The sequence below is a fragment of the Bacillus sp. B-jedd genome (assembly GCF_000821085.1).
GTDB lineage: Bacteria > Bacillota > Bacilli > Bacillales > Cytobacillaceae > Bacillus_D.
This window is the reverse complement of the sequence record NZ_CCXR01000001.1, coordinates 507,018-522,170: the sequence shown is the minus strand read 5'-3', so window position 1 is coordinate 522,170 and position 15,153 is coordinate 507,018. Positions and strand designations below refer to the sequence as shown.

The following is a 15,153-nucleotide window of genomic DNA, read 5'->3' as shown; positions in this document are numbered from 1 at the left end:
TTTATTTCATGGTGGTCTGTCCCAATCTGTACCGTGTTGGGACAGAGTTCCGTTTATTTCTTGGTGGTCTGTCCCAATCTGTCTCGTGTTGGGACAAAGTGCCGATTTTTTCTTGGTGATCTGTCCCAATCTGTACCGTGTTGGGACAGAGTGCCGATTTTTTCATGATGGTCTGTCCCAATCTGTCCCGTGTTGGGACAGATTGCCGAGTCCTAGACGCCTGTGGGGTCTCCACGTGCCGCTACATCCCGCCGGAGTCAGTCCCCTCCGTTCCAATCAACTTCTAATTAATACTCATCTTTAACTGAGCCTTGTATATAAGAAACTTCGTCCTTTATTTCGCAAACTTTTCTTCTTCCTCCAGCTTCCCGAGGATTCCCTGTGCTTCTAGCAGTTTAATGATCTCATCGAGGTCCTTCTCCTCCGCAATGACCACGAAGCTGGATGGGATCAGCTTGTTTTTAAAGGAAAATGATAGTTTAAAGCCATTGTTTACTTTTGAATGGTATCCATACAAAGCATGCCAGCGCCGGATTTTTTCTACAGAAAACTCCTTGATTGACGACGGAGATATGTATTTGCTGTCCAGGATGATTCCTTTTTGCAAAATAAAGAAGTTTCCCGGATGCCTGATGGCGCTCATATAAAAGTAAAAAATATAAACCAGGCTGAAAATAGAAGAAGAAACCAAATCTGTCAGAAAAACAATTCCTGCCATCCCAAGAACAAACACCAGCGCTGCCGCTGTCCCCCATTTGACAATCCGGTACGATTTCGTATGCTTCGAGATTGGCTTCATCTCTTTCCATTCCCGATCCGTAAAGACATTCGCAAACTGTTCCCCAACTGGATAAAGCGCTTCAGCCGACAGCTCTGCAGCTTTTTTCAAAGATAGAAAATCCTTTATCAAAAAATAAACACCTACAGCCAACAAAAAAACAAAAAATAAATTCAACAAAGAAGCATCCCCCAAAAATTTACAAACTCGCCATCATAAAACTAGATTAATCACAAAACCAAAATTTTGCAATAACTAATTTGAAGCAAGGGGACGGTTCCAGCGCTTCATTCGGAAACCGAAAGAAAAGAGGAACCATCCCTTTCCGCACTATAGATGCTCATCATGAATTTCAGAAATGAAGGTGGTGAGGATGGACGCTGTGTTTTCCAGGTCGGAGTGAATTTGTTTGTAGACTTCTGTGATGGCTGCCTGGATTTGTTCTTTTCGTAATATATTTACACGATCAGTGCTTTTGAAATAGAGATACATTGGAAAGCCGCCATTTATCGTTGGCAGGAGATAAGGAACATCCAATTTATTAGCCCCGAGCCGTTCATAAAAGGAAATCCGCCTTAGCTGAATGGTCCTGTTTTCTCCCTCCTCGGCCTCCGGTATCTCCACCTCAAGGAAAACCCCAATCCCATTCTGCCTGTAGTCCGCAATTTTCTTAAAGAAGAGAGAGCCATACCCGCCGCCGCGATGCTCTTCATGAATCGCGATGTAATCAATCCAAATTGCAGGCACGGTGGCGAACTCATAAATAAATGCATAACCTATTATTTGTTCAATTGTGTTGTCTTTTGCAAAAAGCAGCTGATAATTTCCTTCCTTTAAAAGGGATTCAAGCTGACGGTAACTTTTTTGTTCTTCAGGCGCGAAATCTTCCGTAAAACGGGGATAAACCTTTTGTAAATCCTGGATGCTTCCCTTAATTAAATCGATTTTGTCCACTTCTATCACCTTTCAGTGTTTCTACGTGTTTTATATAATATTTCAATAAAAAATAGGTTGAATTTACAGATCGGTATTCAAAGGAGAACGAGGTGGTTGATTTCCACTCCGGGCATTTCGCTTTCCGCGGGGCATCAGTGGAGCCTCCTCGTCGCTTTGCTCCTGCGGGGTCTCCCCTTGCTGCTCTATCCCGCAGGAGTCTACATGCCTGAGCTCCAATCAACCAGCTATTTTAATTTATATGGCGTAATTATTAAGTTCAACCTATATAGGATAACATTTCTCCCCCCATAAACCAGTAATCCAGATTTTTAAGGATGATTAACAAAAACAGCCGGCAAAAAAGCCGACTGTTTTAATTTAAAGGAATCCTGCTGGAATTGTGGGTTTCATCCTTTATTATGTGGAATTCATTCTGCCCGTTGCTGCTTTAGGGCCTCAAATTGCTTTTCGACTTCTGCCTGGAATGATGGTGATACAGACGGCGTAATGGCAACCTGGTGGAAATGCTCGCCGGCTTTTGCTTCTGCTTCAAGCTTGTACACATATTCTCTTGCTCCTGCCAGTCCTTTTGACGTTCCTTCAAACTTAAATGCAGACAGCATTTCCTGGCCTTGCTTGATTGATCTTGCCGCATGGACTCTTGATTCGAGCTCCAATTTTTTGAATTGGAAGTCCTGGTATTCGGCTTTCAGCTTTTCAATTTGTTCCACAAGCTTGGCGGTATTTTCTTTTGTCAATGTTGCCTGTTCTTTGAGCATCTGCAATTTGGCTTCCTCGGCGATTTTTTCCTGAAGAGCGATTTTCGCCACGGCATCATCGCCTTTTGCAACAGCCAGCTCTGCCTGACGGGCACGTTTAGCTACTGTCGCTTCAGCCTCTTCCTGCAAAATTTCATACCTTTTCTCTAAGTAAAATTGCCCTGCTAACGCCTTTTCTGCTTTAGCCACCTGCTGGTCCATTTCGCGTAAATGCTGCTGGAGCATTGCCATTGGATTTTCACACTTGTCCAGTGCCTCATGTAAATCCGCTGTTACGATGTTTTTTATCCTTTTAAATAATGCCATGTTAGTTTTCCTCCTTGTTATTTGTGCGTTCCCATTCATCCAGGAACTGTCCATTCATAGATGGTTCCGGCTGGAAGGAAACAGGTGCTGCTTCGAATTTTTGGCCTGGGCGGACTTTCTTTACCAGCCAGTAAACAATGACACCAATGAGAATGAGCGGCAGGATTGGGAGCCTTGCCAAGAGCGGCAGAAGCCCTAGGACAATCAATGCATTACCGAGCCATTTCTTATCGCTTTTTCCCCTGACATACAGGCCAATCAGTGCAAGCAGCAGTCCGCCAAGTACAAAGAAGATGCCCCCAAACCCAAATCCGAAGCCGTGGTGGCCATTAAATCCATGGTGCCTGCCCATCATATCTCCGGGCTGTCCGAATTTCGGGCCGTGTCCCATTCCGCCATGCATCATACCACCTCTGCCCTCAAAGGCTTGGCCATTAAAATTGCCGGTAATCTCCTTCCCTTTCTGGAACGTATCCTGCATGAAACCCTGCGCCTGACTTTGCCCCGGGAAGTAATACTGGTGAATCATCCCGTTCCTTCCGGCAAAATGAAGGGCAACCAAGACAACGGCCAGCAGGGCGAAGCCTCCAAGAAGCCACCTAAACCCACTTTTCTTCTTTTTCTTTTCCACTTTCATCATTCCTTTCTGTTTGACTACTTGGAGTATAGGAAAGAAAAGAGAAAAGATAGTGAAAGAATCGATGCCGCAGGAGAATTTTTTGGAAAATAAAAAACCGCCGCCAAATTCGGCGGCAGTCGTACATGACACTATTCACACCCTAAAAACATTACCCTCTGCTAAAAATCACCCTTACTCCACCGTCACAGACAGCGACTTCACAAGGATTGACGGAGAACCGATCGGCAGCATTGGGAAAATCAAGTCAGAGCCAACATCTTCAACCCCGGCAAGCATATCGTAGAAATTGCCGGCAATCGTCATCAAATTAACAGGATGCTGGACTTTGCCATCTTTCACGTAAAAGCCATTCGCCGCAACCGAAAAGTCCCCGGATACCGTATTGGTCCCTGAATGCAGCCCGGAAAGCTCCGTAATTAGAACTCCTTCGTCCATTCCGCCGAGCAACTCATCCAAATTCTTTGAAGCAGGCTCTATATAAAAATTGGATGGCCCGACTTTGACGGCTGACTTATACGATTGCTTATATGCATGCCCCGTTGTTTCCGTCCCCGCTTTTTTCGCCGTTTTTTGATTATGGAGCAAGTTTTGCAGAACGCCAGACTCCATGACGGTCAATTTGCTTGTGGCGACTCCCTCGCTGTCAAATGTCCGGCAGCCAAAGCCGCCTTCAAGGAAAGGATCGTCGACAATCGTTACTTTATCGGACGCAATCGCCTGGCCGCCTTTATCCTTCAATGGGGATTTGCCGGCCTGCGTTTCCTCGGCGGAGAAATTCGCTGAATAAACAGATAAGAGATTTGCCGCTGCATCGTTCCTGAGCAACACAGGATAATTTTTGCTCTCGATTGACTTTGAGCCCAGTTGCGCCAACGCCTGATCTGCGGCTTTTTTCGCAATCTCCTTAGCGTTTAGCGATTCGAAATCTTTTGTCACCTGAAATTCAAACGCTGTCTTGATTTCTTCGCCATCCTTCACAATCGCTTCTAGATAGGCAAATAAAAAATTTAGCCGGTCACTCACATTGAGTCCCTTGTTATTGGAAAGAGTTCTCGTTACCGACTCATTCCGAATCATGCAATAATCCGTCGGCTGGATGCGCGGGTCAAGAGCGAGAAGTTCCCTTTCAACCTCTTTAACAAATTCAATTTTGTCGACAATACTTACTTCTTCCAATTCTTCTGAAAAGAAATCTCCCTGCTCATAGTGGCTGCTTCCCGCGAAAATCTCCTCAGCATCATCGGCATTCAGAATTTCGGCATTTTCCTTGGCATTCCGGATCAGGAAAGGAATGGAGGCCTCGTCGACTTTTTCCGTATAAGCGTAACCCATTCTCCCATCAATTTTACCGCGGAACGACAGGCCGCCATCCTCGGCGACCTCATACTGATCAATTTCGCCTTTATACACTTTGCAGCCAAATACTTCTTTCTTTTCAAAATAAACTTCCACATCCGTAAACCCGTTCTTTTCCGCTTCACGGAACAGCAACTCTTGAATCTTCATCGTTTATTCCCCCTTTGTCCCGCCAACAGTGATTTCACTGACGCGAATCATCGGCTGGCCCACGTTCACCGGGATGCTTCCGCTCATGGAACCGCACATTCCCGCTCCGTGGCCCAAATTGTTGCCAACCATATCAACGAGCTGCAGGGTTTTCGGGCCGTTTCCAATTAACGTGGCGCCTTTCAACGGCTTGCCTAGCTTCCCGTTATTGACCTCATAGGCTTCCATAATGGCAAAATTGTAATCCCCTGTTGCCGTATTGACCTGACCGCCGCCCATATACTTCGCATAAAGCCCACGTTCGGTATTCGATATAATCTCTTCCGGCGTCGATTTGCCCGGGGCAATGTATGTATTCGTCATCCTGGAGGTCGGTGCAAACCGGAAGGATTCCCTTCTCCCGGAACCGGTCGATTCCATCCCCATCCGCCGCGAATTGAATTTATCAATCAAATAACCTTTCAGAATTCCATTTTCAATCAGGACATTTTTCCGTGCCTTTTCGCCCTCATCGTCGATATTGATTGAACCCCATTCATTCTGAATTGTCCCATCATCAATATACGAAACGATTTCCGGCGCTACCCTTTCGCCGATCCGATTGGCGAAAACAGAATTGTCTTTTGCCACAGCTGTCGCTTCAAGGCCATGGCCGCAAGCTTCATGAAAAATGACGCCGCCGAATTCATTATCGATGATGACAGGGAACTTACCGCTTGGGCATGGAGCCGCATCGAGCATTGTTACCGCAATCCGGGCCGCTTCATTGGCGTAATGGTCCAGATTCAGATTTTCAAAAAACTCAAATCCCCGCATTGCGCCAGGGCCGTAAAAACCAGTCTCCATCTGATTTCCGCGGACAGCAACCGCCTGGATCGCCAGTCTGGAGCGGACCCGTTTATCTTCGATGAAAGTCCCTTCTGAGTTGGCAATGAGGACATTCTGCTCCTCATCCATATAGCGGGCAGTCACTTGCGCAATCGAAGAATGATAGTTTTTCGTCTTCTCGTATGCCGCGTTCAAGACAGCAGCCTTCCGGGATTTCCCCACTTCCTGCGGCATGATTCTGATCGGATGAATGATGCCTGCGGATTGCTGCTCAAACGATACCAGCCTCGTTTCCGGCGTTCCTTTGATTGCCTGGGCCGCGCGGTTCGCCGCTTTCAATAGCCCCTCTTTTTCAAAATCTGTTGTATACGCATACACACTCTGGAATCCTTTGAACACCCGGATGCCGACCCCAAAGTCACGGCCGGACAGCGCTGTTTCAATTTTCCCGCTTTGCAGTGTCAAATTATTCGTAAACCGGTCCTCAATGAAAACTTCAGAGAAATCCCCGCCAGTCGATAAAGCTGCTGTCAGAACATCTTCAATCAAACTTTTACTTAGCATATTGACCTCCTCCTATTAAAATGGAACTTTTGCAAATCCATCTTATAAACTATTCGATTGGCCAGGGAATTATCCCTCTAATTTTGGCTGAACATTCCCAAAAATCACACAAAATACACTGCCTACCTAATAAGGTGCTGCCCCAATATAAAATTTTGCAACAAAAAAACTGCCACTTCTCAAGTGGCAGCCTGCTGGATGGAAAGAGGAATGGTGACAATAAATTCACTTCCTTTTCCGTATTCACTTTTGACAAAAATATCACCTTTATGCGAGGCAACAATCCACCGGGCAATAGACAGGCCAAGCCCAGTGCCGCCATGCTGGCGGGAGCGGTGCTTGTCAGCGCGGTAAAACCGATCGAATATCTTCTTCTGGTCTTCCGGACTGATGCCGACGCCAGAATCTTTCACACGCAACTCCCAATACTTATCTTTTATTTCAAGGGCAACGTGGATCCTCCCGTTTTCTGGAGTGTATTTCATCGCGTTATCAAGCAAAATGTAGAATAGCTGCCTCAGCTTTTCGGCATCTCCCACTACTTCAAGGCTTGGCAAAAGTTGCGCATCGACTTGAATGCCTTTTTGCGCGGCGATCGGCTGGATGGAACGGACGATTTGCTCCGCAAAAGGCCCTATATCAAACGGAGTGAGGATGACATCGGCCTTTCCTGAATCCATCCGCGCCAGTGTCAGCAAGTCGCCGACGAGCTTTGTCATCCGTTTCACTTCATCCTTCATATCATCGACTACCTGCCGTGAATAATCGGAGAATGACTCTTCCTCCTCCATCTCGAGGACCTCAATGGATGTATGAAGGACGCTAAGCGGAGTCCTCAATTCATGTGAGGCATCCGCGACAAACTCCCTTTGCCTCGCAAAAGACTTCCGAACAGGTTCCATGGCCTTTTTTGCCATAATGTGGCTGACCCATAACGCGACTAAATAGAAGGACAAGACCAAATTGATCAAAATCCAGAGCAGCACCCTGAACAGCTTTTTATGAGTGGTTTGATCAATTCCCACGTAAACAATCCCTGCAAGCTGTCTGCCCTTATAAATCGGTTTCCCGGCTATCAGAAGATGGACCGGATGTTCTTCAAAGCGTTCCATATGGCGATGCATCCCGCCAATCCCGGATGGACGGGGAATGGTAAATTCGGCGGATTTCGTTTCCCCTTCTCTCGGAACCCAGCCCCGAATGCTGGCGGAAATCGTTTGCTGGATTGGCCTGATCCGGGAGTTTCCGGCGAGCTCATTTCCCGCTGAATCGACAATCGCATAATAGAATAAATCTTCGTTCACAGCCATTAACGGATCTTCCCGCAGATTTTCTGTTTTTTCTTGAACTTCCCCCTGATACACTAGCGTCTGGTTAATCAGATTCTGCAAATTCTGTTTCTCTTGAACCGCCATGACACTATATAAAAGCAAATAGACGATGATAGCAAACAGAATCAGCAGCACCATCAGCAGCCCGCTGTTATAAAATGTTAAGCGCTTTTGCGTCCGGCTGAGGACATCCCCGCCAAATAAGCGCTGCCGCCAAGTTTGTAGTTTATCCTTCAAGTTTATACCCTACCCCGCGGATGCTTTGAATCAGATCCGCACCCAGTTTTTTACGCAGCAGCTTCACTGTCGCGTCGACAATTTTATAAGAAACGTCCGCATCATATCCCCAAATCCGGTCAAGGAGAATATCCCTCGTCAGGACCTGCCCTTTATTTTGCAAAAGAAGATCAAGCAATTGGAATTCCCGGGGAGAAAGCTGAATTTCATGTCCGTCGACGTAAAGATTACGGCTTGTCCGATTCAAGGTATACCGCCCAAATGGGACAACTTCCTCTTGAATCGGGGCAAAATTACGGCGGGCCAGCGCGCGAATCCGGGCTAAAAGTTCGTCAATTTCAAACGGCTTCACCAAATAATCGTCCGCTCCGGCATCAAGCCCATCGACCCGATCCTGGATGGCATCCTTCGCCGTCAGCATGAGAATTGGCCCGCCATACCCTTCCGACCGAAGATCCCGGCAGACGGTGACTCCATCCTTCTCTGGCATCATCCAATCGAGAACGAGGACATCGTAATGGGAAGCAAGCGCGTAATCATAAGCGTCTTCGCCATGCTCGACCCAATCGACCCGATATCCGCCCTTTTTCTTTAGCATATGGGAAACAAGCTGCCCAAGCTTCATATCGTCTTCAGCCAATAAAATATTCATTTCTACACTCCTAAGCGAGCCGTTTTTGCCAAACAGTCCTTTCGGCGACTTCAATAATGCCCCAAATAGCGAGCGTCGCCGCGGCCGGTCCGATAAACGATCCCCCCGCGTGGATTAAAAGCGCGATCAGTGAGGCATTGCTTACCCAAAAATGGACCTTCCTTGTGTATTTATTCTTCAATCTTCTGATTAAAAATCCGTAAACACCAACCGCCAAAAGCAGAACAAAGGCCGCAATGCCGCTCAACATGCCTTTGTGGGCCAGTTTTTCAGTCAACAAATAATAAGCGCCATGTGCCATACCAAGAATGAGAATGGCATATCCAACTATATTATGCACACGAAACAGAAGCTTTGAAAACCTTTTAATCAACGGAGACTGGGATTTCAGCTTTTTCTTGAAACGTACCCAGGAATACGTAACCGCCCCGCCAATAATCGCCAACGTCCCGAACCAGTTGAATACTTCATGGAGAGGGCTTTTTCCAAAATGCTTGCCGTCCGGATGAAACCCGTCTTCCGGATGCGGGCCACGGACGTGCGGACCTCCAGTTGGGGCTGCATAAAACTCATATATTAGTAAAGCCGTGCAAATCAGCACAACGATGATCGCCGGGATATATACTTTCCACTTCTTCATCTTCCACCACTCCGTCTAGTTTGATATTGGTATCATAAACGGGGAAAGTGAAAAGATGGTGAAAAAAAGCAGCTCCAGTCAAGAGCTGCAAGTCATAGATATTGGTTAACTTTTATTATCATCAAATCTTACGGTTGATTTCCGCTCCAAAAAGGAAATCTTCCGCGAATTTGCATCTGGACAACTTCTCTACCCCTGTTCACGCTCTAAGTCAGCCTTTAGTGACCGAAGGACTAAGCTGCGGTGGCTGTTCGGGCACTAACTCGGCCTTTAGTGACCGAAGGACCATTCAGCCATCGCTGTTCGGGCTCTAAATCGGCCTTTAGTGACCGAAGGACCATTCAGCCACCGCGGTTCGGGCTCTAAATCGGCCCTTAGTGACCGAAGGACCATCCAGCCACCACGGTTCGGGCTCTAAGTCTTCTACTATTTTAGTTTGGAAATTATTTGGAAGGGGTAAGTGATATGCTGAAAGTTCACTAATGACAAAGCGAGGTGATCATTTTGAAGCTATCTGCGCGGAACCAAATTAAAGGTACGGTTAGGGACATGAAAGAAGGGCCGGTTTCTACGGAACTTACAATTGACGCGAACGGCATTGAGATTATTGCAAGCATCACGACAACTTCCGCTGAATCCATGGAACTTCAGGTTGGGGACGAGGCAACAGCGGTCATTAAATCAAGCTCCGTCATGATTGCGAAGTAATCCCAAGCTTACTCAGGCAAAAATAAAAAACCACCGTTTTCCTCAATGCCTAATTGAAGAAAGGGTGGTTTTTTATCATTTAAATAAAGTTACTAAGCCTGTTGGTTCATTCCTTTTCCCGGGACTCCATCCATTGCTTGACCAAACGTTTTGGTGCCGCGCGCAAGTAGGCCTCTTGGATAAGCCCTGTCAGTTCGTCCCACTGCTCCCCAGCAGGATTCTGAATGGATACCCAGCCATGCTGGCCTATGTAAGGAGTTCTGAAAAAATAATCGTTATGAAGCAAAAATTCCTGAGTTTTTCTGTCCGACTTGAACGATAGTCTAAATCCTTTATCGCTCTCGCCTGAAATAACAAATGATTTACCGTTTACTTTAAAAGTATTGTGGCCAAATCCGTCTATTAGCTCAACTGCTTCTGGGAGCGCAAGGCAAATCGCACGCAATTTTTCTAAAATCACATCTGAATCGTTTTCAAACATATTTTCCATTTTGAATGATCCTATTTTGCATTCACATCAGGCTGATGGATTCCGAAAATATTTCCTTCGGTATCAAGGTAATATCCCTGCCACGCCATTCCGGGCAAGGCATGTTTCGCCATGGCAACCTGGCCGCCATTCTCGAGAATTTTAGATTCAGTTGAATCGTAATCTCCCACGCCCATTGTGCAGGCAAAGCCATTCATTGCCTGGTTTGGTTCCGGCCTGGCCCCTTGCCGCTTCATTAAAGCCCCATTGATGCCATGTTCCTCTTCATTACCAGTCACCGCGCCATAGTAAGGCATTCCCGCATACTCGCTCCAATCCTGAAACGACCAGCCGAAAACCTCACCATAAAATTTCTTAGCCCGCTCCATGTCATCCACATGAATTTCGAAATGAATTAATCTACCCATCATTTGCACCTTCTATTATAAGATTTTTTTTGCTTTAAACGTACTTCAAGGTTTGCTATCTATTATTATAACTATTAGTTGATTAAGTAAACACAATATTTAGAAAAATAAAAAGGGAGTTGTTTTTGTTTTCCTATAAAAAAGGGGCTTAAATTTTAAACCGTAATCACTACTTTCCCTTGGGCATGCCCTTCTGCAAAATAGCGAAATGCTTCGCGAACTTCGCTTAATTTGTATTGCTTGTCGATGATGGGTTTTATTTTGCCGGCTTCAACGAGGTCTTTTATGAGGTTTAAATCTTGTTGATTGGCCCTTTGCAAAAAATTGCTCATTTTCCTGCTTCCTGTCAGTGAAAACCAAGGGCCAAGAAGCATCGTCTGGAACATTTGCGATTCAGATCCTCCAACGTGGACAAACCTTCCCCCGGTTTTCAAAGCTCGTTTATAAGCTGATATCGGATGGTGGCCATTTACTCCAAGGATCAGATCATATTGCTGTGAGCCTTCGGTGAAATTTTCCTTCGTGTAGTCAATAACATGGTCTGCCCCAATCGTTCTGGCGATATCGACATTCCTGCTGCTACACACAGCCGTTACCTCCGCGCCGAAGGATTTAGCAATTTGCACGGCGAATGTTCCGACTCCGCCAGAGGCTCCATTGATCAGGATTTTTTGCCCTGCCTGAACTTTCCCCTTATCCCGAAGGCCTTGGAGGGCAGTGACCGCGGCCATTGGGGTTCCGGCCGCTTCTTCGAAAGTAATATTGGCTGGCTTTCGGGCGAGCGCGCTTTCCGGGACAGCCGCATATTCGGCGTAGCCTCCCCATCCGCACCCTGAAAGATCTCCAAATACCTCATCGCCAACCTTAAATTGCCGGACATCCTTTCCAACTGCTTCAACCGTTCCAGCTATGTCGCCACCGGGTATTGGGTACTTCGGCTTCGTCAATCCAAACACAAGACGAGCTAAGTATGGCTCACCCTTCATCAGGACCAAATTGCCAAAATTAACAGATGCAGCGTGAACCTTTACTAAAACTTGTTCGTCTTTGGGAACAGGCTTTTCAACCTCATGCAATTCAAAAACTTCAGGCGTGCCATACTTTTTACAAACGATTGCTTTCATCGAACCACTCCTCATTTTAACTTCGTTAAGTTAAGGTATTCGAGCTAAGCAACGTTTAAACCTCCTATTGGGTTGTGTTTACTTGTTCTTAAATACGAACAAAAGTGCAAAAAGTTTCCATCCGGCAAAAATAAAAAAGGCAGCTCCCTTTTATCAGGTTGAACTGCCTTCAATGACCTTTAACCTCTATTCTTGACCGCTAATCCCTTCAAGAAGTTCCTGGCATATTTATCGCCGCATTCTTTATAATTTTTATGGCCCTTTTTTCGCAAAAGAGCACTAAGTTCCCCTTTTGTGATCGTGACTCCCGCCATCGCCAATATTTCGATCATGTCTTCGCTGGTCAGGGAGAGTGCGATTTTCAGTTTTTTCAACAACATATTATTTACTGGTTCATTGCTGATTAAAGAAGCTGGGGTTGAATTCGACTGGCCGGGTTTTTTTCCCGCGGCCCTCTTTTAAATGTGACAAGCCCATTAAAAAAGGACTCCAGCCTAGTGTTATTAATTTTCATTTCCCAGTCATCTTCTTCAAAATCATCCTTTGGCTTAGTCAGCATCGTTAGCACGTCTTCCTTGGTGACGTCAACGCCGCCCAGCTTAAAAATCTTCACCATATCATTATCTTTTATATCCAGCGCATAACGCACCCTGATTAAAATATCATTGTTTTCCAACTGAAGACCTCCTGTATTCATGCAGTTCCATGATAAGTTATCTCTATTTTACCCATGGTGTTAATAGAATTCTACTTTATATTAAAATTGGATGGGACCAGGAACAAAATTAAAAACCACCCGTTCCCAACTCGATAAGCTGGCAGCAGGTGGTTCATTTTTGGAAAAGGGATAATCAGTCCCTTTCTCTCGCTCTCTGTGTATCCCTGATATTTTTCTGGATTGTAATTGCCGCGAACACGCTGAGAACGAATGACATCGCATAGAATCCTTTTTCGCTCAGGACAATACTTCCCGCGTTGTATAAGCCAATGGCCATTAATGAAATAGAAACAATAAGTGCAAACCAGCTAATGCCATAATAAATGTTTGTAACCGGAATTCCTTCATCTTTATCCCTGACTGCCTTTTGCAAAGAGACCGCAGAGTAAAGGCCGAATACCAGGATCGCGAAGTAATAACCCTTTTCGTTCAGCTCCATCCCGGCATTGTACAAGCCGATGAGATAAGAGGTCACTCCCACAAGCAGCGCGGCCCAGGAAGCTCCCACGAATGCTGCAGTCGGTTCGCCTTCCCTGCGCTCCAGTTTCTTTTTAAGATCAGGCTGTTTTCCTTTATCCAAAATTACTTCATTCTCATTTAACACTTAATAATTCTCCCCCCGTCTTTAATTCGAATGGAGCACCGACGATGCTATGTTGCGCTCCCATATAAATCCATTATATAGAAAATTACAACAAAAGAAAGCTGTATTTCTTCTGCCCGCAAAAACGATCTTTTCGGGACGGCAATAAAAAAAAACGGCTGAACCCAATAGGTTCAACCGCTTTTTTTGCAAATATTATTTTATTCTTCGTCCATGAACGGATAAGTGATGTCAGTTGTTGGCACGAAGTTTTCTTTGATGACGCGTGGGCTTGTCCAGCGAATCATGTTAAAGATGGAACCGGCTTTATCGTTTGTACCTGAGCCGCGGGAACCGCCGAATGGCTGTTGGTTCACCATTGCGCCTGTTGGCTTGTCATTGATATAGAAGTTGCCGGCTGCGCCTGATAGGCGGCGCTCCAAGTGCATGATAACCTGGCGATCTTGTGCAAAAATAGCGCCAGTCAATGCGTACATGGATGCTGAATCAATTGAATCAAGCGTTTCTTCGAGCTTGTCATTTTCATATACATAAATGGTCAGGACTGGCCCGAAAATTTCTTCAACCATTGTCTTGAAGTTTGGATTGGTCGTTACGATGATGGTCGGCTGAACGAAATAGCCTACAGAATCATCATAAGTACCGCCTGCGATAATTTCAGCTTCTTTGGAATCAGCCGCATAGTCGATATAGCTAGTGATGGAATCAAAAGCTGGTTTATCAATAACCGCGCCCATGAAATTCCTGAAGTCACGGACGTCACCGACTTTAAGCTTCGCTGTTTCTTCGATCAGACCGGCTTTAACTTCTTCCCACATGCTTGCAGGAATGTACGCGCGGGAAGCGGCTGAACATTTTTGTCCCTGGTATTCAAATGCGCCGCGAACAAGGGCGGCTGCAACTTTATCCGCCTGGGCAGTTTCGTGGGCAAACACAAAATCCTTACCGCCAGTTTCCCCAACAAGGCGAGGATAGGATTGATATTTCGAAATGTTTTCGCCGACTGTCTTCCAGATTGTATTGAACGTATCTGTTGATCCAGTGAAGTGGAATCCAGACATACGAGGGTCTGTCAGAACGATTTCAGATACTTGGGAGCCGCGGGAAGGCACAAAGTTAATAACGCCTTTAGGCAATCCTGCTTCTTCCAAAATCCTCATAAAGTAGTAGTTTGCCAGAACAGAAGTTGTAGCTGGTTTCCAAACGACTACGTTCCCCATCATTGCTGGAGCTGCCGGCAGGTTTCCACCGATCGCAGTGAAGTTAAATGGAGAAATCGCCAGTACGAAACCGTCCAATGGGCGGTAATCCGTACGGTTCCAAATATTCTTCATGCTGTCAGGCTGGATTTGATAGATTTGGTTCGCACAGTCAACGCCAAAACGCAGGAAGTCTATTAATTCCTGAGCGGCATCAATTTCAGACTGGAAAGCTGTCTTGGATTGGCCAAGCATCGTTGCAGCATTCATGACATCACGGTATGGACCGGAAATTAAATCAGCTGCTTTCAGGAAAATAGCGGCGCGGTGTTCCCATGGCATATTTGCCCATGCTTCCTTCGCGGCCATTGCGGCTTCGATTGCATCGCGCAGTTCTTTTTCGCCGGCTTGGTGGAAGTTAGCCAATACATGCTGATGATCATGCGGCATAATTACTTTCTTCACCGTATCTGTCTTAATATCTTCCCCATTAATAATGACAGGGATTTCTACGACCTTTTCTGATTGGCGCTTTAATTCCGCTTTTAAAGATTCTCTTTCTTTTGTGCCTGGAGCATACGTATTGCCAGGCTCATTCTTAGCTGTAGGCAAGTTGAAAATTCCGTTACTCATTCTGTCACGTCCCTTTCTGTTCATATACTTTCACTATTATATAGATATATCTATTTGCACCCACAAAATTATA

The 15,153-nt window shown here is 45.8% G+C and carries 15 protein-coding genes and 1 pseudogene; 1 reads left to right on the top strand and 15 read right to left on the bottom strand.

The window, feature by feature from the left end; all coding sequences use genetic code 11:
• Window positions 1–334: 334 nt before the first annotated feature.
• From BN1002_RS02535 to BN1002_RS02495, 9 genes are all read right to left on the bottom strand, one after another.
• Window positions 335–910: a hypothetical protein gene (locus BN1002_RS02535; RefSeq protein ID WP_148362718.1), complete on the bottom strand. Its 576-nt coding sequence runs from the start codon at window positions 908–910 to the stop codon at window positions 335–337.
• Window positions 911–1,108: 198 nt separating this feature from the next.
• Window positions 1,109–1,732 (bottom strand): GNAT family N-acetyltransferase, encoded by a 624-nt coding sequence (locus tag BN1002_RS02530; protein ID WP_048823478.1) that lies wholly within the window; start codon window positions 1,730–1,732, stop codon window positions 1,109–1,111.
• Window positions 1,733–2,142: 410 nt separating this feature from the next.
• Window positions 2,143–2,799: a PspA/IM30 family protein gene (locus BN1002_RS02525; protein ID WP_048823477.1), complete on the bottom strand. Its 657-nt coding sequence runs from the start codon at window positions 2,797–2,799 to the stop codon at window positions 2,143–2,145.
• Between the two features lies 1 nt (window position 2,800).
• Window positions 2,801–3,568, bottom strand: coding sequence for a hypothetical protein (locus BN1002_RS02520; RefSeq protein ID WP_048823476.1), 768 nt, complete (start codon window positions 3,566–3,568; stop codon window positions 2,801–2,803).
• A 42-nt stretch (window positions 3,569–3,610) separates the two neighbouring features.
• The gene (locus tag BN1002_RS02515; protein WP_048823475.1) at window positions 3,611–4,945 is read right to left on the bottom strand and encodes a TldD/PmbA family protein; all 1,335 of its coding nucleotides are present in this window, start codon (window positions 4,943–4,945) and stop codon (window positions 3,611–3,613) included.
• A 3-nt stretch (window positions 4,946–4,948) separates the two neighbouring features.
• Window positions 4,949–6,337: a TldD/PmbA family protein gene (locus BN1002_RS02510; protein ID WP_048823474.1), complete on the bottom strand. Its 1,389-nt coding sequence runs from the start codon at window positions 6,335–6,337 to the stop codon at window positions 4,949–4,951.
• Between the two features lie 179 nt (window positions 6,338–6,516).
• Entirely contained in the window at window positions 6,517–7,905 is a 1,389-nt protein-coding gene (locus tag BN1002_RS02505) for a sensor histidine kinase (RefSeq protein WP_048823473.1), read from the bottom strand.
• On the bottom strand, window positions 7,895–8,557 hold the full coding sequence (locus BN1002_RS02500; RefSeq protein WP_048823472.1) for a response regulator transcription factor: 663 nt from the start codon (window positions 8,555–8,557) through the stop codon (window positions 7,895–7,897). The genes BN1002_RS02505 and BN1002_RS02500 overlap by 11 nt, the downstream gene beginning before the upstream one ends.
• A 10-nt stretch (window positions 8,558–8,567) precedes the next feature.
• Window positions 8,568–9,197, bottom strand: a complete 630-nt coding sequence (locus tag BN1002_RS02495; protein ID WP_048823471.1) for a hypothetical protein — start codon at window positions 9,195–9,197, stop codon at window positions 8,568–8,570.
• A 504-nt stretch (window positions 9,198–9,701) separates the two neighbouring features.
• On the opposite strand from BN1002_RS02495, the gene BN1002_RS02490 reads away from it, so the two are divergent.
• The gene (locus BN1002_RS02490; RefSeq protein WP_048823470.1) at window positions 9,702–9,905 is read left to right on the top strand and encodes a TOBE domain-containing protein; all 204 of its coding nucleotides are present in this window, start codon (window positions 9,702–9,704) and stop codon (window positions 9,903–9,905) included.
• A gap of 106 nt (window positions 9,906–10,011) precedes the next feature.
• On the opposite strand, the gene BN1002_RS02485 is transcribed toward BN1002_RS02490, so the two are convergent.
• The 6 genes and pseudogenes from BN1002_RS02485 to pruA all read right to left on the bottom strand — a co-directional run bounded on the left by BN1002_RS02485 (window position 10,012) and on the right by pruA (window position 15,080).
• Window positions 10,012–10,395, bottom strand: a complete 384-nt coding sequence (locus tag BN1002_RS02485; RefSeq protein ID WP_048823469.1) for an MmcQ/YjbR family DNA-binding protein — start codon at window positions 10,393–10,395, stop codon at window positions 10,012–10,014.
• A gap of 11 nt (window positions 10,396–10,406) precedes the next feature.
• Window positions 10,407–10,802, bottom strand: a complete 396-nt coding sequence (locus tag BN1002_RS02480; RefSeq protein WP_048823468.1) for a VOC family protein — start codon at window positions 10,800–10,802, stop codon at window positions 10,407–10,409.
• A 155-nt stretch (window positions 10,803–10,957) separates the two neighbouring features.
• Window positions 10,958–11,926, bottom strand: a complete 969-nt coding sequence (locus BN1002_RS02475; protein ID WP_048823467.1) for an NAD(P)-dependent alcohol dehydrogenase — start codon at window positions 11,924–11,926, stop codon at window positions 10,958–10,960.
• A 179-nt stretch (window positions 11,927–12,105) separates the two neighbouring features.
• Window positions 12,106–12,623, bottom strand: a pseudogene (locus tag BN1002_RS02470) (DUF1456 family protein).
• Between the two features lie 154 nt (window positions 12,624–12,777).
• Window positions 12,778–13,248, bottom strand: coding sequence for an inner membrane protein YiaA (gene yiaA / locus BN1002_RS02465; RefSeq protein ID WP_048823466.1), 471 nt, complete (start codon window positions 13,246–13,248; stop codon window positions 12,778–12,780).
• A 200-nt stretch (window positions 13,249–13,448) separates the two neighbouring features.
• Window positions 13,449–15,080 carry an L-glutamate gamma-semialdehyde dehydrogenase gene (gene pruA / locus BN1002_RS02460; RefSeq protein WP_048823465.1) on the bottom strand — a complete coding sequence of 544 codons (1,632 nt, stop codon included), beginning with the start codon at window positions 15,078–15,080 and terminating at the stop codon, window positions 13,449–13,451.
• Window positions 15,081–15,153 lie beyond the last annotated feature (73 nt).